Below are 19328 nucleotides of genomic sequence, written 5' to 3'. Positions count from 1 at the left end.
TTCTCCCTGTTCACCCGCCCATTGTGCCCGTCGCTTGCACTTTCGCAACCGCGTTGCCAAAGTGGTTCTCATGACCTCCCCCACCACTCCGGCCTCCCCCGCCGCCCCGCTCCGTGTCGGCCTGGTCGGCTACGGCCTCGCCGGTTCCGTGTTCCACGCCCCGCTGATCGCCGCCACCCCCGGCCTCGCCCTCGACACCGTCTCCACCGGCAACCCCGAGCGCGCCGCCCAGGCCCGCGCCGAGCACCCGGGCGTCCGGGTCGTCGGCAGCCCCGACGAGGTGCTCGCCCGGGCCGGTGAGCTGGACCTGGTCGTGGTCGCCTCCCCCAACAAGACGCACGTGCCGGTCGCCACCGCCGCCCTCGAAGCGGGCCTGCCGGTCGTCGTGGACAAGCCGCTCGCGGGCACCGCCGCCGAGGCCCGGACGCTCGCCGCCCTCGCCGACGAGCGTGGCCTGCTGCTCTCCGTCTTCCAGAACCGCCGCTGGGACAACGACTTCCGCACCCTGCGCGCCCTCGTCGCGGACGGCTCGCTCGGCGAGGTCCAGCGCTTCGAGTCCCGCTTCGAGCGCTGGCGCCCCCAGCTCAAGGGCGGCTGGCGCGAGTCCGGCGCGCCGGAGGAGATCGGCGGGCTGCTGTACGACCTGGGCAGCCACGTCGTCGACCAGGCCCTGGTCCTGTTCGGCCCGGCCGTCCGCGTCTACGCCGAGTCCGACGTCCGGCGCCCCGGCGCCCAGGCCGACGACGACACCTTCCTCGCGATCACCCACGCGAACGGCGTCCGCTCCCACCTCTGGGTCAGCGCCACCACCGCCCAGCTCGGCCCGCGCTTCCGGGTCCTCGGTCAGCGGGCCGGCTATGTGAAGTACGGGCTCGACCCGCAGGAGGCCGCGCTGCGCGAGGGCCTGCGCCCGGAGCCCGGCACCCCGTGGGGCGTCGAACCGGAGGAGCTGTGGGGCCGCCTCGGCTCCGGCGAGTCGCCGCTGACCGGCGGCGGCACCCCGGTGGAGACGCTGCCGGGCGACTACCCCGCCTACTACGCGGCCGTCGCCGCCGCCCTGCGCGGCACCGGCCCGAACCCGGTGACCGCCCACGAGGCCGCCGCCGCGCTCGACGTCCTGGAGGCGGCCCGCCGCTCCGCCCGCGAGGGCACGGCGGTGGCGCTGTGACCCCCGTGCCCCCCGTGACCCCGCCCGGCTCCCCCACGGTCGAGGAGCTCCAGGCCCAGGAGGTCCGGCTGATCCTGCCGCGCTTCTCGTACGAGGACGCCTGGGCGCTCGGCTCGGACCTGGTCCGGCTGGCGAGGGAGCGGAACGCGCCGGTCGCGATCGACGTACGGCGCGGGTCCCAGCAGCTGTTCCACGCCGCGCTGCCCGGGTCGAGCGCCGACAACGACGCCTGGATCGACCGCAAGCGGCGGGTCGTCGCGCGCTACGGCGTGAGCTCGCTGCTCGTCGGCGCCCGGTTCCGGGCCAAGGGGACGACGTTCGAGGAGTCGTCCCGGCTCGACCCGGACCGGTTCGCCGCGCACGGCGGCTCGTTCCCGGTGGCCGTCGAGGGCTCCGGGGTGATCGGCTCGGTCACCGTCTCCGGCCTGCCGCAGGCCGAGGACCACGCGCTCGTCGTCCTCGGCCTGGAGCGGCTGCGGGAGTCGCTCGTCAGTCGGAGCCGTAGCGACGGCGCCGTCGGCGGCTGACGATCACCATCGCGCCGCCCGCGGCGGCGAGTGCGACGGCGGTGGCGCCCATGACGACGGTGCCGGTGCTCGATCCGGAGCCGGTGTCGGGGAGTTCGCCGCCGCCGGTGGTGCCGCTGGTGCCGTGCCCGCCGGTGCTGTGCCCGCCGGAGGTGCCACCGTCGCTCGTACCGCCGTCGTCCGTGCCGCCGTCGTCGGCGCCACCGTCCGTGGTCCCGCCGTCGTCCGTGCCGCCGTCGTCGGCGCCACCGTCCGTCGTACCGCCGTCGTCCGTGCCACCGTCATCGGCGCCACCGTCCGTCGTACCGCCGTCGTCCGTACCGCCGTCATCGGCGCCACCGTCCGTCGTACCGCCGTCCGTGGTGTCCGAGTGCGTCGGTGTCGGCGTCGGCGTCGGCGTCGGCGTGGGCGTGGGCGTGGGGTTGTGGTCGCCGCACTCCGGCAGATCGCCGTCGAACGGATAGGCGTGCATCTCCTGCCCGCCGCCCCCGCCGACCACCGAGGCGTGGGTCAGCGAACCTGCGGTGTAGATCCGCCCGTTCGTGCCCGGCAAGGTGATGGTGGTGGTGCCGGACATGTTCCCGCCGAGCACACTGCCCTCGAACTGCGCGCTGCCCTCCAGGACCACGTCGTTCGCGTCGGGGAAGTTCCACATCAGCCGCTCGCGCAGTCCGTCGGGGAAGCCGTTGATGTAGGTGTCGATCCGGCGGTCGGTGCCGTACACGTTGACCAGCACGGTCGCCCCGGCCGGGATGCCGGTGAAGCGCAGGCCCTGCGAGCCGCCGGACTTCGACTCCAGGTCGAAGTCGACCTCGAAGATCTGCAGCGCGGACTTCCCGTCACCGGTGAACAGGGTCTCGCTGCCGCTGTTGACCGCGGTGCCGGTCGGCGTCCGGCGCTTGCGGTCCTTGTACGCGTAACAGTGGCTCGCGGCGGCCAGTTCCACGCGCAGGCCGCGGTACTGGTCGGCCGCCTTGGGGTCGCCGACGGCCGTCGGGACGACCGTGCCGGTGACCGTGCCTCCGTACCGTACGACTCCGCTGTTCGGACCTTCCTCGGCGAGCAGCCGTTCCCCGCTCGCCACGACGATGTTCCCGCCGACGGTCAGGAAGTCGGTGCCGTTGTCGGGCACCACCCGCGAACCGACGCCCGCCACCCCGACGTTGTAGACCTGCGAGACGCCGGACCGCTTGTCCTGGTCGAACTTGCCGAGGACGACGACCTTGCCCTCGGCCTCGGCCGCCGCCTCGCGGACCAGGAAGTCGCCGCCGACAAAGATGTTGATGTTGTTGTCGCGGCCCATGACGGGGTCGTTGTTGATGTCGGGGTACGGGGTCTTGCACGGGGGCGTGCCCGGGATGCAAGGGCCGAGGCCGCCCGGGAGCGGGTCGGCGAAGGCGACCCCGGCCAGGGCCGCGGCGACGACGGCGGTGCCGGCCACCACGGCCGTGGTGACCGACACAGGACGGCGATTCATTCCCTTTACGCGCATATGCGGCAATATGCAGAAGCGGCGGGCCGGGTGCCCGCCCGACGCGCCGCACGCCGGGCCGCACGCCGGGCCAGTCCGCCCGAACGCCCCAGCCCCGCGCCCGCGTCAGGCGCTCTTCAGCTCCTGGCGCTGGCGGCCGAGGCCCTCGACCTCCAGCTCGACGACATCACCCGCGCGCAGGTACGGCTTGGGCTCCGGCTGACCCATGGCGACGCCCGCCGGGGTGCCGGTGTTGATGATGTCGCCCGGGTGGAGGGTCATGAAGCGGCTGACGTACCGGACCACCTCGGCGACCTTGAAGATCTGGTCGGAGGTGTGCCCGTCCTGCTTCAGCTCGCCGTTGACCCAGAGCCGCAGGCCGAGCGCCTGCGGGTCCGGCACCTCGTCGGCGGTGACCAGCCACGGGCCGAGCGGGTTGAAGGTCTCGCAGTTCTTGCCCTTGTCCCAGGTGCCGCCGCGCTCGATCTGGAACTCGCGCTCGGAGACGTCGTGGGCGACCGCGTACCCGGCGACGTGCGCGAGCGCCTGCTCGTCGGTCTCCAGGTAGCGGGCGGTGCGGCCGATGACGATCGCCAGCTCCACCTCCCAGTCGGTCTTCACCGACCCGCGCGGCACGAGCACGACGTCGTCCGGGCCGACGACGGTGTCCGCGGCCTTCAGGAACACCACCGGCTCGGCCGGGATCTCGGCGCCGACCTCGGCGGCGTGGCCGTGGTAGTTCAGCCCGATGCACACGACCTTGCCGATCCGGCCGACCGGTGGGCCGATCCGCAGCCCCGCCGGGTCGAGCGCGGGCAGCACGCCCGCGCCGAGCGCGGCCCGTACCCGGTCGAGCGCGGAGCCGTCCGCGAGCAGGGCACCGTCGATGTCGTCGACCAGCGCGGACAGGTCGCGGAGCGTCCCGTCCTGGTCGAGCAGGGCGGGACGCTCGGCGCCGGCCGGGCCGACACGCAGCAGCTTCATGGGTCATCTCCTCTGGTCGAGCTCGGTCGGGCCCGGCTGTCGGGCCGTCGAGTCGAGCGGTCGAGGCGGCCGGGAGGACCGGCCTCGATGTGCCCCGGCCGATGGAGTGCGGCCATCGGAGGATTGGTCGATCCTCCAAGAGTTCGGTCCACTCTGCAAGACCCCGTTCACACCCTGGACCCTTACGCGGGAGTAACCAGCGCGCCCGCCGCGGGCATGTCCCGGTAGAGGAAGGCCCGCTCGACGGCGCTCCAGGTGGTGCTGGTGACGAGGTAGAGCGCGGCGGCGAGCGGCACGGCGGCGACCGAGAGCAGCGTCGCGAAGGACAGCAGCGGGAGCCAGCGGCCCATCGCGGCGGTCAGCCCGGCGCCGGGCTGACCGGCGGTCGCGGGGTCGACGGCGACCGGGTTCAGCGCCTGCTGCCGCCGGGTGCGGCGGAAGGTGTACGTGGCGACGGCGGCCACGATCGCGAACAGGACCAGGTAGACGAGCCCGGCCGGGCCGAACACCCCGCCGTCGGCGAGCGCGTCGGCGTAGTGCCCGCCCAGCGGCGCGGCCAGCAGGCTGTGCCCGGCCATCCGGCCGCTGGAGAAGAGATGGAACATCAGGAAGAAGGCAGGCGCCTGGAGCAGGCTCGGCAGACAGCCGGCCAGCGGCGACACCTTCTCCTCGGCGTGCAGTTCCATGACGGCCTTCTGCAGCCGCTCGGGGTTCTTGGCGTGCTTCTCGCGCAGTTCGGCGAGCCGCGGGGCGAGCCGGATCCGGGCCTTCTGGCCGCGGGCGGCGGCGCGGGAGAGCGGGTGGACGGCGAGCCGTACGGCCATCGTGAACAGCACGATGGCGGCGGCGGTGGCGGAGTCGGCGAACAGCGGCCTGAGCAGGTCGGCGAGCTGCTCGACCAGGGAGGCGAAAACGGACATGGGGAGCCCTCCGAGGGGTCTCGTCGTGCCGGTGGGAGAAGGGATTTCTCGGCAGGACGGATCCGCGAAGGGCGTACGGGAGGGGTGGTGCTGCGCGGTGGGCGCTGCGTTGTGCGGTACGGGTTCCCTACGCGGCCGTCAGGAGGGGACGGCCGGGTGCCCGGGGCCTGCGGCGGCCCGAGGCGTCGGGGTCGCGTTGCGGCAGGAAGGCGGTGCGCCGGGCGCGGTCGCGCAGCGCGGTGCGCACCCGGGTGGGCGGTACGGGCAGGGCCGTACGGGCGCCGCCGGTCAGCGCGTGCAGGAAGGTGGTGGCGGCGAGGGCGAAGGCGGCGGAGAGACCGCCGGCGGCGCCCGCCGCGCCGGTGCCGCTGTCGGACAGCAGCAGATCGGCGAGGGCGAGGAGGAAGAAGAGCGGCGCGAGGAGGCGCAGCAGGGGCCCGCGGGCCATGCGTCTCTCCTCTCGACCGGTCGCCTTACAGCCTTACAGCCTTACATGGTGTGGGTCTTCCCGTTATACAGGATCGGCCGACGGCGGTACGGGGTCCGTTTCGAGCGGTACGAGGGGTACGAGGGGTACGAGGAGTCGGCGCGGGGCGAGCAGGGCGCGGCTGACCGGGTCGGCGGGGTCCGGGTCGAGGCCGTGGCCGGGCCGTACCTCGATGTCGGCCGGGTGGACGGCGGTCCCGCAGGCCGGGCACTGGCCGTAGGAGCCGACCTCGGTGCCGCAGTCGATGTGATGGAAGTGACGCATGGGGAGCGTGCCGGGGATCGAGTCGCGCCCCCAGGTGCCGAGGGACCGCAGCACGGGCCAGAGGCCGATGCCGCGCTCGGTGAGCACGTACTCGTCGCGCGGCGGCGACTCCTGGTAGCGGCGCTTCTCCAGGACCCCGGCCTCGACGAGCGCCTGGAGGCGGGCGGCGAGCACGGCGCGCGGGGCGCCGAGGTGGACGAGGAAGTCGTTGTAGCGGCGCACGCCGTAGAAGGCGTCGCGCACCACGAGCAGCGTCCAGCGTTCGCCGACGATCTCCAGGGCGCGGGCGATGGAGCACTGCTGGTTCGCGTAGTCCTTGCCGAGGGCCATGGGGCCAGTGTAGCGGCACAGGGTTCATTGAATGAACCTTGACTGGTACGGTGAGTCGCATCGCATAGGTTCAGTGACCGAACTGAGGGAAGCCGAGGCCCTGCCATGCCCGAGCGCACCACCCCGTCCCCGCCGCCCTCGGCCCCGCCCACGGCCACTCCCCCGGCAACGGCCACTCCTCCGGCAAAGGCCGTGACCGGGTCCGGGACCGCGACCGGGTCCGGGACCGGCGTGCCCGGTTCCGGAGCGCCCGGGTCCCGGCCCGGCGCCACGCTCGTCGTCGCCAGCGCCGCCACCGCGCTCACGCTGATGAACTACACCGCCCCGATGCTCGCGCTCCCCGCGATGGCGGCCACCTTCCACACCGCCGCGTCCGCGCAGGCGTGGCTGCTCAACGGCACCCCGCTCGGCCTCGCCGTGTTCCTCCTGGTGGCCGGCAGCCTCGCCGACGACCACGGGCGGCGCCGGGTGTTCCTCCTCGGCACCCTCGCCCTCGGCGTCACCACCGCCCTCGGCGGCCTGGCGACCAGCACCCTCACCTTCACCCTGGCCCGGATCGCGCAGGGCGCGGCCAGCGCCGCCGTGCTCGCCGCCAGCCTCGGACTGCTCGCCCACGCCTATCCGGGCGGCGCGGCGCGGATCCGGGCGACCGGGATCTGGGGCGCGTTCGTGAGCGCGGGCATCGCGCTCGGCCCGCTGCTCGCGGGCCTGCTGAGCGAGGTGGCCGCCTGGCGGCTGACGTACGGGGTGCTCGCGGCGGCCACCCTGGTGGTGGCCGGATTCGGCACCCGTACCCTCGCCGAGTCCCGCGCCCCGCGCGAGGGACGGCCGGACATCGCGGGCGCGGTCGCCCTCGGCCTCGCGCTGGCCGCCCTGCTCACCGCCCTCACCCTCGGCCGGGACGGCTGGCTGCGGCCCTCGGTCGGACTGCTGCTGCTTGCCGCCCTCGCCCTGGCGGCGGTGTTCGGGCGGATCGAGACGGGCCGGGCGCGCGCCGGACGGCCGCCGATGATCGACCTGGCGCTGTTCCGGCGCCCGGCGTTCCGGGCGTCCGTGGCGGGCGCGCTGTTCACCGGCCTCGCGGTGATCGGGGTGTTCAGCGTGCTGCCGACGCTGCTCCAGCACGGCACCGGGATGGCGCCGCTGACCACGGCGTGGCTGTTCCTGCTCTGGTCGGGCACCTCGTTCGTGGTCGCCCTGCAGGTGCGCCGGCTCGCGGACCGGCTGTCCGCGCCGCGCCAGCTCGCGGTCGGCTTCGCGCTGTCCACGGCGGGCGTGCTCACCCTGCTCGGCACCGCCGACGCCGCCCCGGACGGTGCCGGCTGGTTCCGGCTCGCGCTCGGTCTGCTCGTGGCGGGCGTCGGCAGCGGGCTGCTCAACGCGGCGCTGCCGCGGCTCGCCGTGGACTCGGTGCCGCGCGAGCGGGCGGCGATGGGCTCGGGTGCCAACAACAGCGCCCGCTACATCGGTTCCTCGGCGGGCGTGGCGCTCGCCCTGGCCCTGGCGACGGCCGGTCCCGACACCGCGCTCGGGACGGCCGCGGTGCTGGGTGTGGTGGGCGCGGGGGTCACGCTCGCGGTCGGCCGGGCGGCCCGCTGACGGCCTGGCTCTCCCCGCTGCCCGGGGCGGCCATGGCGGCCTGGCCGGGGGCGGCGCCGGTGAACTCCTCGTACGCGAGGACCTCCTCGTCCGGCCGGTCGTCCCCGCCGCCCACCCGGCCGGACCCGCCCCGCCCGGCCCCCGGCCCGTACCGGCTCATCGGCACGGCGACGGCCAGGTTGGCGACGAGCGCGAGAAGTCCGGCGTTGACGCCCCAGAGCGGGTCGTTGCCGCTGAAGACCAGACCGCAGACGAGGCCGACGCCGACGGCGAGGCCGCTGAGCGCGCCGGTCAGGGTCATCCGGCGCCAGAGCAGACCGAGCAGCAGCAGCGGCAGGAACTGCGCCATCCCCTCGTACGAGACGAGCGAGAGCCGGACCAGGGTGTTCGGCGCGGTGTACGTCAGGAGCAGCGCGAGCGCCCCGGCGACGACCACGACCACCTGCGAGATGCCCTTCTCGCGGCGCTGCAGCCGGGGCACCAGGGAGAGCACGCTGCGCCCCCACATGGTGCCGATGACCAGCATGAACACCGCCATCGGCACGATCGAGGAGAGCGCGGCGGCGACCCCGACCACACCCACCGCCCACTCCGGCAGCGAGTCCGTGACCAGCTTGAACAGGGCGAGGTTGGACTCGGCGCCGGTGAGTCCCGGGACGACGAAGAGGGCCGCCATGCCGAGCAGCATGGGGACGAAGAGCAGCACGTTGTAGCCGGGCAGCCAGACGGCGTTGCGGCGCAGGGTGTCGGCGTCGCGGGCGCCGAGGTAACCGGCGACGGTGGTCGGGAAGATGACCACGGTGAGGGAGTTGAGCACGGTGGTGGAGGCGAACCAGCCGACCCCGTAGCCGCTCTGCTCGCCGCCGTGGCCTGGCAGTTTCAGCCACTCGCGCTTCTCGGTGAGCAGGCGGTGGAAGAAGTCTCCGTAGCCGTCGAAGTAGTGCAGCGGCACATAGCTCGCGAGGGCGGCGAGGGTGACGATGACCAGGGTGTCCTTGAGCACCGACACCCAGGCGCTGCCGCGCAGTCCGCTGACGACGACGAAGCCGGTGGTGACGGCGAAGGCCAGGAAGTAGGCGAGGTCGAGGCCGATCCGGCCGTACGAGATCGTCGACACGACCACGCCCATGCCGGTGATCTGCAACTGGATGTACGGCAGCAGGAACACGGTCGCGAGGACGGCGACGGCCGCGCCGACCCAGGGCCTGCGGTAGCGGTGGGCGGCCATGTCGCTGATCGAGACGAGGCCGTGCTTGCGCGCGTACCCCCAGAGCATCGGCCCGACGACGTAACCGACGGCGTAGCCGCAGGACATGTAGGCGACGACGTAGAGCACGGGCGCGCCGTAGTTGTAGCCCCAGCCGGCGGCGCCGAGGTAGCTGAAGCTGGTGTAGCCCTCGCCGGCCATCAGCACCCAGATGAACACGGGCCCCAGCGACCGCCCGCCGACCGACCAGTCGGCGAGCCCGCCGCCGGTCTGCTGCCGCCGGGTGGCGACGAGCCCGAGGACCAGGGTCAGCACCATGAACCCGGCCAGGATCCACACGGCGACACTCATCGGCCCGACCTCCGGTCCTTGCGCCAGGCGAGGGCGACGGCGCACGGGGTGAGGACGGTCGCGCCGAGCAGCCAGAGCAGGAGCAGGGGCACCTGGTTGACGAAGGGGAGGGCGACGACGAAGAGCGCGTACGGGACGAGGAGCCAGAGGAGGTGGGGACGGCGTCTGATCACCGGTCGAGCCTAGGACGTCATGAGCTTGGCCCAGACGATGAGGCGGTAGCGCGACGTGAATTCGGGGGTGCAGGTGGTGAGGGTGAGGTAGGCGCCGGGCGTGTCGTAGCCGTAGGAGGGGTGGTAGCGCGAGCGGGGCACGGGGGCGACGACGCCGGTGTCGCGGGCGGAGGTGGCGGGGAGCACCTGGTCGACGCGGTAGGTGTAGGTGCCGTCGCGGGTGCGGACGGTGAGGGTGTCGCCGGGGCGCAGCCGGTTGATGTGGCGGAACGGTTCGCCGTGGGTGTTGCGGTGCCCGGCGAGGGCGAAGTTGCCGGTGCGGCCGGGCTGGGCGGTGCCGGGGTAGTGACCGGCGAAGCCCTTGTCGAGGACGGAGCGTTTGCCGACGCCGGGGGCGACGGGGACCTCGATGCCGAGGCGGGGGATGCGGAGGACGGCGTAGGGGGCGGTGGTGCGGGTGCCGGGAGGTGACGTATCCGGGCCGGAGTCGGTGGGCACGGTGACGGCGTCGCCGCCGCCCGGGCCGCCGCCCGGGTCAGTGGCAGGGTCGTCCCCCGGGCCTGCCGCCGGGCCTCCCCCAAGGTCCTTGCTCGGGTCGGCCCACTCCCGCTCCAGCGCGTGGACGGCGCGGCCGGCCTCGGCGCGGGCCTGTTCGTTGGTCCACCACAGCTGGTGGGCGACGAGGAGGAGGACGAGGACACCGCAGGTGACGAGGGCTTCGGCGCACCCCCAGAGCGCGCGGGCGGCGCCGCCGCGCCCCCGGCGCGCCTGGACGACGACCGGCACTCCGGCGTGGTTCCTCGCTCGCACGGCGGGCACGATAAGCGCTGGAGCGCCAACTCTCCAGGGCCGTACAGCAGTACGGTGGACGACATGCGCCCCGACATGTCTGCCGATCACACCACCGAAGCCGAGCGGCTGCTCCGCACCGCGGGGCGGTACCCGGAGGACCGCGAACCCCTGCTGCTGCGCGCGGCGGCCCATCTGGAGCTGGCGGGTGAGCGCGAGCGGGCGACCGCCCTGTACGACGAGCTGCTCGCGGCGCCTTCGGTGCCGGCGGCGCCGTTCCTGATCAGGGCGCTGAAGGCGGCGAACCTGTGGGAGTACGGGCACGAGGCCGAGGCGCGGGCGATCATCGAGGGCGTCCGGCGGGCCCGGCCGGCGGAGCCGGCGCCGTGGGAGATCGCGGCGGAGACGCTGGAGGCGCACGACGAGCTGGAGGCGGCGGAGGCGACGTTCACGGAGGCGGCGGGGCTCCTGGTGGAGCCGGGCGCGGAGGTCTCGTACGCGCTGCAGTCGCTGCTCACCGGCCGCCACCGGGTGCGCCGGATGCTGGCCCTGCCGCACGACGACCACGACGCGCTCGCGGACCGGCTGCACACGGCGGACGTCCCGCTGGACGAGCTGCACGACCCGAAGCGGCTGTGGGCGCTGGGCTCCTCGGACCCGGCGGAGCTCCAGGCGGAGATCGCCCGGCTGCGCTCGGAGCTGGGCTCGTACCGCACGGCGCTGTCCCGCCCGTTCCCGGTGGCGGTCCTGCACTGGCCGGAGCCGGAACTGGACGAGCTCCTGGCGGCGTACCCGGAACTGGAGGCGGAGTACCCCACGTACCGGGCCCACCTGACGGACATCGAGGCCTCCCTGCGCGAACTCGCCCAGTCGGGCACCCCGAACCTGGGCATCGTCCCGGCGACGGTCCCGTCGTACGAGGCGTTCGCCGCCTCCGAGTCCACCTCCCCGGCCAACCCGGACCTCCTCCCCCAGTACGCCACCACCCTGGCCGCCCGCGGCCGCGCGACCCCGTGGCCGCCGCAGCGGACGGGGGCGTGCTGGTGCGGGTCGGGGCGGGGGTACGGGGAGTGCCACGGGGGCGTGGGGGGCACGGACAAGGACTGAGACGGGGGCCGTGGACCCGCCCGGCGGGCCACGGTCGTGGATCGACACGTGCGACGACCGTGGTCGAATGGGGGCGTCGGCAGACACCCCGACCCACGATCGTGAGGGACACCGCCGTGAGCACCATGCGGCCGCTCTCGCCCGCCGTCTCGGCGCGGATGAGCAGGCAGCGCAGCAAGGACACCGCGGCCGAGCTGGCCGTGCGCCGACTGCTGCACGCGGCGGGGCTGCGCTACCGGGTCGAGTATCCGGTGCCGGGCATGCGGCGACGTCGCATCGACGTGGCCTTCCCGCGGGCCAGGATCGCCGTGCTCATCGACGGCTGCTTCTGGCACGGCTGCCCGCAGCACGCCACCCGGCCCAAGGCCAACGCGGAGTGGTGGCGCCACAAGCTCGACCGGAACATCGCCCGCGACCTGGAGACCGGCGAACACCTGCGGGCGGAGGGCTGGACGGTGCTGCGCTTCTGGGAGCACGAGCCGCCCGAGGAGGTGGCCGCGGCCGTGGGCGCGGCGGTGCGGCGGGAGAAGCGGGACCGGCGGGGGGCGGGACGGAAGCCGGAGGATCGATCAGGACGAGCGAAGGAAGCGGAAGGCGAAGGATGAACCAGGGACTGCGATTCGTGGACGTGTGCTCCGGAGCGGGCGGGCTCGCCTCGGGGCTGGAGCGAGCGGGTTTCTCGCCGGTCCTGCTCCTCGACGAGAAGCCCCAGGCATGCGAGACGCTGCTCGCCAACCGCCCGGACTGGAACGTGGTCCGGGAGGATCTGGTCTCCTTCCTGCCGGACGAGCACCCCGACACCCTGGACGTCGATCTTCTGTCGGCGGGGCTCCCGCGCGTCAAGGCGTCGGCGGCGCAGGGGCGCCCGGACAGCGACCAGGAGCTGCGTCTGCTGCGGGCCACGATCTACCTCGTCCACGCGATCCAGCCGCGCGCGCTGCTGCTGGAGAACCTGCCCGCCCTCGTCGAGTCGCCGAAGTACGAGGAGATACGGGCGTTCGTCGAGGCCGAGCTGACCCACCTCGGCTACCGCTTCCACTGGTTCGTGCTGAACGCGGCGGACTTCGGCGTGCCGCAGGAGCGCCGGCAGGGGCTGCTGGTGGCGCTGAAGGAGCCGTGGTTCGACGCGTTCGCCCCGCCGTCGCCGACGGTCGCGGAGCACGTCCCGGTGGGGCGGGCTCTGCGGGAGTCGATGGCGGCCCGCGGCTGGACGCACGCCGAGGCATGGGCGGCCCAGGCGACGGCCGTGGCCCCCACCCTGGTCGGCGGCTCGGAGAACCGGGGCGGACCGGACCTCGGGCCGTCCGGTACGAAGCGGGCCTGGGCCCGGATGGGCGTGAACGCCGGCTCGCTGGCCGACCGGGTGCCGGGGATCGACGACCCCTGGATCCGCTCGGACGACCCCGCGCAGATGGTGAAGATCACCGTGGACCAGGCCGCGCTGCTGCAGTCGTTCCCGGTCGAGTGGCAGGTCACGGGCGGGAAGACGGCGCGCTACCGGCAGATCGGTCACGCCACCCCGCCGCCGGTGGGCGAGGCGCTCGGTCTCGCGATCGCGGCCGCCCTGAACACTCCTGTGTGAACGTCGCACCGACCGTCGGTGACCGGGTGGCGCGCCGGATAAACTTCAGGCCCATGAGCCACATCGCAACGGAACCCTCCCCACCTGCGGGTCACCGCATCCTGGACCTGTTCGCCGGTCCCGGTGGGCTCGATGTGGCGGCGCACGTCCTCGGTCACCAGGTGACCGGGATCGAATGGGACCGCGACGCCTGCGCCACCCGTGCCAAGGCCGGCATGGACACCTTCATGGGCGACGTACGCGCGTACCGGGCGTCCTTCTTCCCCGAGGCCGACGTCCTGACCGGCGGTCCGCCGTGCCAGACCTTCACCGTCGCCGGGCACGGAGCGGGCCGGCGGGCCCTGGACGACGTGCTGACATACATCGACCGCCTGCACCAGGCCGTCCGGGAGAATCCGCTGAGCGACGGGCTCAAGTCGTGGCGGAACATCTTCGGGACCTGGCGGGCGATCCACGAGGAACTCCGGATCAAGGAGCTGGAGGCCAAGGAGGTCCGGGCCGAGAAGCGCGCGATCGAGGTCGAGCGGGGGAAGCTCCGCAAGGAGATGCGGGACAGGCTGACGGCTCTCGACGCCTCGGAAGCCGAGGTCAAGGCGTTCTTCAAGCATCTCCGCCGGCATGAGCCCGCCGAGACGTCGGACACCGAGCTCACCGCCCTCGTCGAGCGCTTCGGCGAGCACGAGGGGCTGCTCACGAAGCTGAAGGACCGGCTGGAGGAGCTGGGCGACGAGCGGACGGGTCTCGTCCTGCAGCCGCTGTGGTGGGTGATCGAGCGAAGCCGGCGCCCCGGCTCGGCGCCGTACGAGGCGGTGATCCTGGAGCAGGTCCGCACGGTGCTGCCGGTGTGGGACCGCTATGCCCTGGTGCTCGGGACGCTCGGTTACCGGACCCGTACGCAGGTCCTGCACACCGAGGCGTTCGGGGTGCCGCAGACCCGCCGGCGCGCGGTGCTCATGGCCCGACTGGGTCCGGGGGGCGAGCTGCCCGAGATCACCGAGACCCACGAACGCTACCTGCCCGGGGGGCGCCCCGCCCCGGCCCCCAAGGCGCGCCGGACGGCGCCGCCGCAGACGGACATGCTCCAGATGGAGATCCCCGAGCCGGCCGCGACCCCTGCGGAGGACGACCCGAAGGACGGCTGGGTCTCCATGCGGACGGCGCTCGACCGGGCGAGGAAGCTCGACACGGCACTGCCGGAGCGTCCGGCGTTCACCGTCGTGTCCAACTACGGCACCGGTGGGGACCCCGAGGCCCGTGGTGAGCGCGGTGACGATCTCCCCTCGGCGACCGTCACCGGCAAGGTGTCGCGGAACCGGGTGGTGTGCAAGGCCACGCAGGACGACCTCGACCGCTTCTGGTTCGCCGAGTCCGGGGTGCTGCAGACGTTCCCGGTGGCCTACCCCTGGAGCGGCAAGGACGTCCCGCAGCAGATCGGCAACGCCGTCCCGCCGCTGCTCGCGCTGCACATGCTGCGCCATGTGCTCGGCCCGGAGCTGAGCACATGGGAGGAGCGCAAGGCATGGCGCGACCGGGTCACGCGGACGCTGGAGACCTGGGAGCTGCCCGCGACGCCGGTGGAGCTTCGCGAGCAGGACGGCCTCAAGGGCCATCCGCTCACCGGTCGGTGAGCGGACGGCCCGCGCCGATCACTCCTGCGGCTTGCGCCCTCGTACCGGAGCCGTCTCGAACAGCTCGACGAACAGGTCCGTGAGGTCGGCCAGCGACTTCTCGGGCACGGGCTCGTCGTCGGGCCCGTGCGGCAGTGAGCGGCGCGGGACGGTGGGTGCCGTGCCGGCCTCGGCGATCCACCGGCGCACCGCGTCGATGTCGCGCGGCGCGTCGGGGGCGAGCACGTCGTAGACGAGGGTCGCCCCGGCGGCGCTGATCGCCGCCATGAGGCCCTCGACCTCGCGTCCGGTGGACACGACACCCCGTTCCAGGACACCCACGAGGGCCAGCGCGCTGGGACGATGGTCGACCAGGTCCCGGCGCAGCGCCGAATGGATCAGGTCCTGGTTGCCACAGGCGATCTCGACCGGGGTGTAGTCCTTGCCGTTGCGGAACATCTCAGCCGCCCACCACAGGCGCGAGAAGCACTGGCGGTCCAGCGCCCCCTTGAAGCGCGCGGAGTTGATCCGTGTTTCCTTCCCCTCGGAGGCGGACGCGGGAAGATGCCGCCAGGCCACGTAGTCGGGGGCCACGGCCAGCGCGAGATGTGCCCAGAGCCTTCGGTCGGCGGCCTCCCGGCGGGTGAGGCGGAGTGCCGCGTGCAGCCGGGGTGCCAGCCAGGCGTCGGCCTTGGTCCGGTTGTCGGCGAACTCGTGCATGGCGTCGTCGATCAGTTCCCGGACGGGCTCGACCGTCCACCGGGGATCGTCCTCCGGGAGCGGTTCCACGTCCTTGGCGAGATCCATCCCGCCGTGTCCTCGGACGCCCTTGAGGAGATCCTCGGTGAGGAACGGATCCGCCGCGGTCTCGGACAGCAGGCCGAGCCGTACGGGGATGTGCTGCGGCTTCTCGATCATGCGTTGTCCCCTCGGTTCAGCTGCTGGAGCGCGCGCAGCGCGCCGGAGAGCGCGTTCCTCGCACCGGCCCGTCGTACGGCGGCGAAGTGGACGCGGGTCTGGAGCTCCACCCATCCGGCGTCACCGGTGCGCCGACGGTGGACCTGCCGCAGGGCGTCGGCCACGTGGACACCGGGCACGACGTCGGGGAGCATCTCGCGCAGCACCTCGCCCCGCCAGTCGGTGGGGAAGACCGGGGCGCCGTCGGACTCCACCTCGAGGTCGCCCAGGGCGCTGTGGAACACGGCGGTCCACACGTCGGTGGACATCTGGGCGACGAGCAGCTCGTGCACCTTGCCCTCGATGCCCCCGCTGTCGGCGCCCAGCAGATCGGTGAAGCCCTCCACGTCGGTGTTGACCAGGACGGTGGGCAGCCGGCCCGAGGCGTCGACGACCCACGGGGCGTCGGTGAACGCCTGCAGCCACTCCCGGGAGCTCTTCGCGAAGGCCAACTGCTTCACGTCGAGGCGAAGCCCGTCGAGGGGTTCGTCGGCGACCACGTCCACCGTCCAGTCGTCGACGGTCTCCGCGAGGGCCCGGCCCGTCACGCCGTCGACGGTGCCGACCACCTGGGCGGTGAGGGTCGCGCGCCCCACGTGGTCGTCATGGAACATCTCGACGGTCCCGGACCACTCCTTGCTCCCCGGGGCGTCCTGCCGCAGCTCGAAGGTGGTGCGCACATTGGTCTCACCGTCGAAGAGCACGGCGAGGACCTTGAGCTCGCTCCACGGGGCGTCCTCGGCGTCGGCGCCGGCCCACAGGGTCGCGGTCACGCCGATCCTGGCCGACACCCAGTCGTCGCGCTGGGCCACGCCCAGGGCCACGGTCCGCTGGTGCGCGGAGCTGGCCGAGGTGTGCAGGGGCTCACGGGTGCCGTCGGGCAGCCTGAGCGAGGCCGAGGTCACACGGAGCGCGACGGGTCGGTTGGGCCTCTTGTACGGGTAGGACTTCATGTCTCACTCCCCGCTTCCGGCGCGCAGCTCGAGGACGAGCCGGGTGAGCGTCGTGCGGACCGGGTGGCTGGTGACGTCGGTGGCGCCGGTGAAGACGGCGCGGCGGGCGCCGGGCGTGAAGCGGAGCATGCCGTTGTCGACCTCGCAGCCCTCGACCCCGGCGAGCTCGGCCCAGCTGAGCCGCGGACGGCCGCCGGATCGCACGTCGAGCAGGGCCACGGGGGTCATGGTCGGAGGTTCACCGGCACGGGGCGACAGTTTCACCTCCGCGGTGATCCGCCACTCGCCCTCGGCTCCGACGGAGGCGTCCAGGCCGACGAGTTCGGGCAGGACGAGGCCCGGGGCGCGCGTGGAGGCCTTCGTGTTCTTCCGGGCCACGGTGAGTGCCTTGCGCAGCTTGGTGCCGCCGTCGCCCCCCGATGGCTTCGACTTGGCGACGAGTTCCTTCACCGTCCTGTTGAGTTCGGTGGTCATGCGGGCGATGCGGTGGTGCGCCGTGTGCGACCAGCGCAGGGTCAGCTCCTCCGTCTGGCCCCACCGGTCGTGCTCGGGTGGTTCGGCGGCGCGCAGGAAGTCCTCGGCCTCCCCGACGAACGGGGCCTCCCCGACCGCGTGTCCCGCTAGGAGCACGGCCTGGAAGGGGTTGACGCCCAACGGGAGGCCGTAGACGGCGGAGTCCTTGACCGTCATCAGGTTCCCGCGCAGGGAGTGCACCCGGTTCGGTGCCCCGTCCCGGTCCTCGGCGTCGGTGACCAGGAGCACGGCCTCGTGGATGCCGAGGGTGCCGTTGCGGCCGCCGCCGACGGGCAGCTTCAGGGGGACCCGGCGCACGGCGACCTGACCTGACTCGGTGAGGCGCTCCACCGTGGTCCCCTCGAACCAGGCGCGCAGCGCGCGGCTGCGGGAAGGTTGCTCCCTGGCGGGGTCGACCTTCTCCTCCTCGACGACGACCCGACCGTTGCGCAGGGTACGGACCGAGGTCTCCAGCAGCGGGAGTCGGTTGCCGCCGGCGGTCATGGCCGCCCAGAAGTCCCGCCCCAGGGCTCGGACGAGCCGCCGGTGCATGGTCTCGATGTCACGGGTCCCGTCGTCCTCCGCTCCCTCGTCCTCGGACGCGGAGGCGGGGACGGCGTCGTCGAGACTCGCCACGTCGTGGGCGCCGACGATGAGGAAGGAGGTGCCCGGCTCGTCGCTGTCCCGGGTGAGGTGGAGCCGTTCGACGGTCTCCTCGTCGGCCCACCAGGAGCGGGCCACCCGGGCGCCGGGGGTGTTCGGGTCGGGGCGTCCGAGCCAGGCGGGTCCCGCGTACGACTCGCCGTCGACGGAGCGCCAGGGCAGTTCGAGCCGGCCGATGACCCTGCGCTCGGTCCGTCCCTCGTGGGGGACGGAGAGCGTGGAGTTGATCAGGACCATGCCGAGCGCGCTGGTGGCCCAGAGGGTCGCCTTGCCGAGGCCGAAGGAACCACCGGCGGTGCGCCCGGACTTGAGGCTGTCCAGCTGGCGGCGGACGACGGCGGCGAACTTGCCGTCGTCGTAGTCGTCGCCGGTGAGTCCGGAGGCGTTGTAGTCGTCGACCCGCAGGAGGACGAGCCGCCCCTTCTCGAACATGTCGCGCACGCCGGCGTCCACGACGCGACCGACCTTCTGGTGGGAGGCCGATTCGGACACCGCGGCGTAGTGGGGGTGCAGTTCGTCCCAGAGGATCGCCTTGCGGAAGGCGTCCAGCGTCTCGCCGGTGAGCTCGTGGATCGTGTAACGAACCCTGACCGGCCGCCCGTTGCCGGTCTGTCGCTCGTCGAGACTGTTCTGGCAGGTCTCCCGCGCGAGCACCTGGACGTCCGCGTCGAAGGCGAAGGCGGCGGCGTTGCCGCCGTCCCGTCCACCGTCCTGGTAGCCGGGGCGGTGGTACCAGGTGACGGGGAGACCGGCCTGGGTGTCGGTGGTGCGGGTGTGCACCGTGCCGATGTCCGTGCCGAGCGCCTTGGCGATCTCGCCCATCACCGTGGGCCGCGGGACGGACCGCTTGGTGATCCAGGCCGAGACGGCGGCCCGGGTCAGCCCCAGCTCCTCCGCCAGCTCCGCCTGTGTCTTGCCCGCGAGCAAGAGCTGACGGGCCAACCAGGGCCCGAACTCCTCTCCCGTCTCCACGCGACCACCCGTCTCTTCTCGACCACCGAGGACATCCCGTACCCCCACAGGCTAATTTGACAGCGCGACAGCGGTCAACTTTCACTTGACCCCGGGCCGCCCGAGGGGCGACGATCCCCTCGGCGGTCATCGCACGAGAGTCCCCCGGAAGCCGGGGGCGAGAGTTTCGGCCACCAGGAAGACCGAAATGCAATCAATAAAAGGGTTGCACCTCGGGAGAAAAACCGGCAAGATCAAGACCGGCGAAATCCACTTCACGCCGAAGAACCACCGGAACGATTCCGAGGGAGAAGTGTACCCTTTTCCCTCCCACTCCACGGAATTCCACAAGATTTCCGCGAACGGCCTGGCCACGCCCTCACCGGGGCGCCAGGAGACATGCCCATACGTCTGTCTCGCGTAGCGGAATTCCTTGTTCCTGCGCGGCTGTGATAGCTGGAGAAATACACATGGAAAGCAGCCCGGAGGACCCGGGGTCGCAGGACGACTCCCCTCTCGCACCTTATGCACCCCCGTGGTCCGGACGGGAATTCAGTGCGCTCGATCTTGCTTTACGGTCGGCGAGCACCGACGCGGACAGGAAGCACATCATCGAGACCGCCGGGACGACCCTCGAGGAACTCGCCGAGGTGTTCGGCTTCGCCGTGGCCCCCCTCATGTCCCGGGACGACACCGCCGACGACGGCTGACCCTCCATCGCCATC

19 protein-coding genes are annotated in these 19328 nt (G+C 73.0%); 8 read left to right on the top strand and 11 right to left on the bottom strand.

Translation table 11 applies throughout. The features are described from left to right. The first annotated feature begins 70 nt into the window (after positions 1–70). Both ACIPXM_RS21595 and ACIPXM_RS21590 read left to right on the top strand, forming a co-directional pair. Complete coding sequence (locus tag ACIPXM_RS21595) at positions 71–1168, top strand: Gfo/Idh/MocA family oxidoreductase (protein ID WP_401657700.1); 1098 nt, start codon at positions 71–73, stop codon at positions 1166–1168. A 5-nt stretch (positions 1169–1173) separates the two neighbouring features. Beyond that, on the top strand, positions 1174–1695 hold the full coding sequence (locus tag ACIPXM_RS21590; RefSeq protein ID WP_401657948.1) for a heme-degrading domain-containing protein: 522 nt from the start codon (positions 1174–1176) through the stop codon (positions 1693–1695). Here the strand turns inward: ACIPXM_RS21590 and ACIPXM_RS21585 are convergent. The 5 genes from ACIPXM_RS21585 to ACIPXM_RS21565 all read right to left on the bottom strand — a co-directional run bounded on the left by ACIPXM_RS21585 (position 1658) and on the right by ACIPXM_RS21565 (position 6151). Beyond that, the gene (locus tag ACIPXM_RS21585; protein WP_401657699.1) at positions 1658–3157 is read right to left on the bottom strand and encodes a choice-of-anchor A family protein; all 1500 of its coding nucleotides are present in this window, start codon (positions 3155–3157) and stop codon (positions 1658–1660) included. The genes ACIPXM_RS21590 and ACIPXM_RS21585 overlap by 38 nt on opposite strands. A 135-nt stretch (positions 3158–3292) precedes the next feature. Then, positions 3293–4150, bottom strand: coding sequence for a fumarylacetoacetate hydrolase family protein (locus tag ACIPXM_RS21580; protein ID WP_401657697.1), 858 nt, complete (start codon positions 4148–4150; stop codon positions 3293–3295). Between the two features lie 182 nt (positions 4151–4332). Then, entirely contained in the window at positions 4333–5070 is a 738-nt protein-coding gene (locus ACIPXM_RS21575) for a YidC/Oxa1 family membrane protein insertase (RefSeq protein WP_401657695.1), read from the bottom strand. A 127-nt stretch (positions 5071–5197) separates the two neighbouring features. Further along, positions 5198–5518, bottom strand: coding sequence for a DUF6412 domain-containing protein (locus tag ACIPXM_RS21570; protein ID WP_401657693.1), 321 nt, complete (start codon positions 5516–5518; stop codon positions 5198–5200). A gap of 63 nt (positions 5519–5581) precedes the next feature. Then, entirely contained in the window at positions 5582–6151 is a 570-nt protein-coding gene (locus ACIPXM_RS21565; protein WP_401657691.1) for a winged helix-turn-helix transcriptional regulator, read from the bottom strand. A gap of 105 nt (positions 6152–6256) precedes the next feature. Between ACIPXM_RS21565 and ACIPXM_RS21560 the strand changes: the two genes are divergently transcribed. Then, positions 6257–7750, top strand: coding sequence for an MFS transporter (locus ACIPXM_RS21560; RefSeq protein ID WP_401657689.1), 1494 nt, complete (start codon positions 6257–6259; stop codon positions 7748–7750). On the opposite strand, the gene ACIPXM_RS21555 is transcribed toward ACIPXM_RS21560, so the two are convergent. Genes ACIPXM_RS21555 through ACIPXM_RS21545 form a run of 3 tightly spaced genes read right to left on the bottom strand, consistent with a single transcriptional unit; the run spans position 7719 to position 10291 of the window. Next, entirely contained in the window at positions 7719–9308 is a 1590-nt protein-coding gene (locus ACIPXM_RS21555) for a sodium:solute symporter (RefSeq protein ID WP_401657687.1), read from the bottom strand. The genes ACIPXM_RS21560 and ACIPXM_RS21555 overlap by 32 nt on opposite strands. Further along, positions 9305–9481: a hypothetical protein gene (locus ACIPXM_RS21550; RefSeq protein ID WP_401657685.1), complete on the bottom strand. Its 177-nt coding sequence runs from the start codon at positions 9479–9481 to the stop codon at positions 9305–9307. Before ACIPXM_RS21550 ends, ACIPXM_RS21555 begins: the two co-directional genes overlap by 4 nt. Positions 9482–9490: 9 nt before the next feature. Beyond that, complete coding sequence (locus tag ACIPXM_RS21545) at positions 9491–10291, bottom strand: class E sortase (RefSeq protein ID WP_401657683.1); 801 nt, start codon at positions 10289–10291, stop codon at positions 9491–9493. A 63-nt stretch (positions 10292–10354) separates the two neighbouring features. On the opposite strand from ACIPXM_RS21545, the gene ACIPXM_RS21540 reads away from it, so the two are divergent. The 4 genes from ACIPXM_RS21540 (at position 10355) to ACIPXM_RS21525 (ending at position 14587) form a co-directional block, all read left to right on the top strand. Next, positions 10355–11377: an SEC-C domain-containing protein gene (locus tag ACIPXM_RS21540; RefSeq protein ID WP_401657681.1), complete on the top strand. Its 1023-nt coding sequence runs from the start codon at positions 10355–10357 to the stop codon at positions 11375–11377. A 125-nt stretch (positions 11378–11502) separates the two neighbouring features. Beyond that, positions 11503–11982, top strand: coding sequence for a very short patch repair endonuclease (locus tag ACIPXM_RS21535; RefSeq protein ID WP_401657946.1), 480 nt, complete (start codon positions 11503–11505; stop codon positions 11980–11982). Beyond that, on the top strand, positions 11979–12959 hold the full coding sequence (locus tag ACIPXM_RS21530) for a DNA cytosine methyltransferase (protein ID WP_401657679.1): 981 nt from the start codon (positions 11979–11981) through the stop codon (positions 12957–12959). Before ACIPXM_RS21535 ends, ACIPXM_RS21530 begins: the two co-directional genes overlap by 4 nt. Positions 12960–13012: 53 nt before the next feature. Beyond that, on the top strand, positions 13013–14587 hold the full coding sequence (locus ACIPXM_RS21525) for a DNA cytosine methyltransferase (protein WP_401657677.1): 1575 nt from the start codon (positions 13013–13015) through the stop codon (positions 14585–14587). Between the two features lie 18 nt (positions 14588–14605). On the opposite strand, the gene ACIPXM_RS21520 is transcribed toward ACIPXM_RS21525, so the two are convergent. From ACIPXM_RS21520 to ACIPXM_RS21510, 3 genes are read right to left on the bottom strand one after another with little or no spacing between them, the layout of a single operon-like run. Then, a complete protein-coding gene (locus ACIPXM_RS21520) occupies positions 14606–15484 on the bottom strand; it encodes a DUF6339 family protein (RefSeq protein ID WP_401657675.1) in 879 nt (292 codons plus the stop codon). Continuing rightward, a complete protein-coding gene (locus ACIPXM_RS21515) occupies positions 15481–16476 on the bottom strand; it encodes a hypothetical protein (protein ID WP_401657673.1) in 996 nt (331 codons plus the stop codon). Before ACIPXM_RS21515 ends, ACIPXM_RS21520 begins: the two co-directional genes overlap by 4 nt. 3 nt (positions 16477–16479) lie before the next feature. Beyond that, positions 16480–18624: a helix-turn-helix domain-containing protein gene (locus ACIPXM_RS21510; protein ID WP_401657671.1), complete on the bottom strand. Its 2145-nt coding sequence runs from the start codon at positions 18622–18624 to the stop codon at positions 16480–16482. Between the two features lie 449 nt (positions 18625–19073). Between ACIPXM_RS21510 and ACIPXM_RS21505 the strand changes: the two genes are divergently transcribed. After that, complete coding sequence (locus ACIPXM_RS21505; RefSeq protein ID WP_401657669.1) at positions 19074–19313, top strand: hypothetical protein; 240 nt, start codon at positions 19074–19076, stop codon at positions 19311–19313. Positions 19314–19328: the final 15 nt, after the last annotated feature.

It is taken from the genome of Streptomyces sp. NPDC090025 (genome assembly GCF_044748125.1).
Lineage (GTDB): Bacteria > Actinomycetota > Actinomycetes > Streptomycetales > Streptomycetaceae > Streptomyces.
Note: the sequence above shows the minus strand (reverse complement) of the source record. Positions and strands in the feature narration are given on the sequence as shown.

What these genes read in the sequence shown, in the direction of transcription:
- ACIPXM_RS21595 (WP_401657700.1), top strand. Translation starts at nt 71, where the DNA reads ATGACCTCCCCCACCACTCCGGCCTCCCCCGCCGCCCCGCTCCGTGTC.
- ACIPXM_RS21580 (WP_401657697.1), bottom strand. Translation starts at nt 4,150, where the DNA reads ATGAAGCTGCTGCGTGTCGGCCCGGCCGGCGCCGAGCGTCCCGCCCTG.
- ACIPXM_RS21575 (WP_401657695.1), bottom strand. Translation starts at nt 5,070, where the DNA reads ATGTCCGTTTTCGCCTCCCTGGTCGAGCAGCTCGCCGACCTGCTCAGG.
- ACIPXM_RS21570 (WP_401657693.1), bottom strand. Translation starts at nt 5,518, where the DNA reads ATGGCCCGCGGGCCCCTGCTGCGCCTCCTCGCGCCGCTCTTCTTCCTC.
- ACIPXM_RS21565 (WP_401657691.1), bottom strand. Translation starts at nt 6,151, where the DNA reads ATGGCCCTCGGCAAGGACTACGCGAACCAGCAGTGCTCCATCGCCCGC.
- ACIPXM_RS21560 (WP_401657689.1), top strand. Translation starts at nt 6,257, where the DNA reads ATGCCCGAGCGCACCACCCCGTCCCCGCCGCCCTCGGCCCCGCCCACG.
- ACIPXM_RS21555 (WP_401657687.1), bottom strand. Translation starts at nt 9,308, where the DNA reads ATGAGTGTCGCCGTGTGGATCCTGGCCGGGTTCATGGTGCTGACCCTG.
- ACIPXM_RS21540 (WP_401657681.1), top strand. Translation starts at nt 10,355, where the DNA reads ATGCGCCCCGACATGTCTGCCGATCACACCACCGAAGCCGAGCGGCTG.
- ACIPXM_RS21535 (WP_401657946.1), top strand. Translation starts at nt 11,503, where the DNA reads ATGCGGCCGCTCTCGCCCGCCGTCTCGGCGCGGATGAGCAGGCAGCGC.
- ACIPXM_RS21530 (WP_401657679.1), top strand. Translation starts at nt 11,979, where the DNA reads ATGAACCAGGGACTGCGATTCGTGGACGTGTGCTCCGGAGCGGGCGGG.
- ACIPXM_RS21525 (WP_401657677.1), top strand. Translation starts at nt 13,013, where the DNA reads ATGAGCCACATCGCAACGGAACCCTCCCCACCTGCGGGTCACCGCATC.
- ACIPXM_RS21520 (WP_401657675.1), bottom strand. Translation starts at nt 15,484, where the DNA reads ATGATCGAGAAGCCGCAGCACATCCCCGTACGGCTCGGCCTGCTGTCC.
- ACIPXM_RS21515 (WP_401657673.1), bottom strand. Translation starts at nt 16,476, where the DNA reads ATGAAGTCCTACCCGTACAAGAGGCCCAACCGACCCGTCGCGCTCCGT.
- ACIPXM_RS21505 (WP_401657669.1), top strand. Translation starts at nt 19,074, where the DNA reads ATGGAAAGCAGCCCGGAGGACCCGGGGTCGCAGGACGACTCCCCTCTC.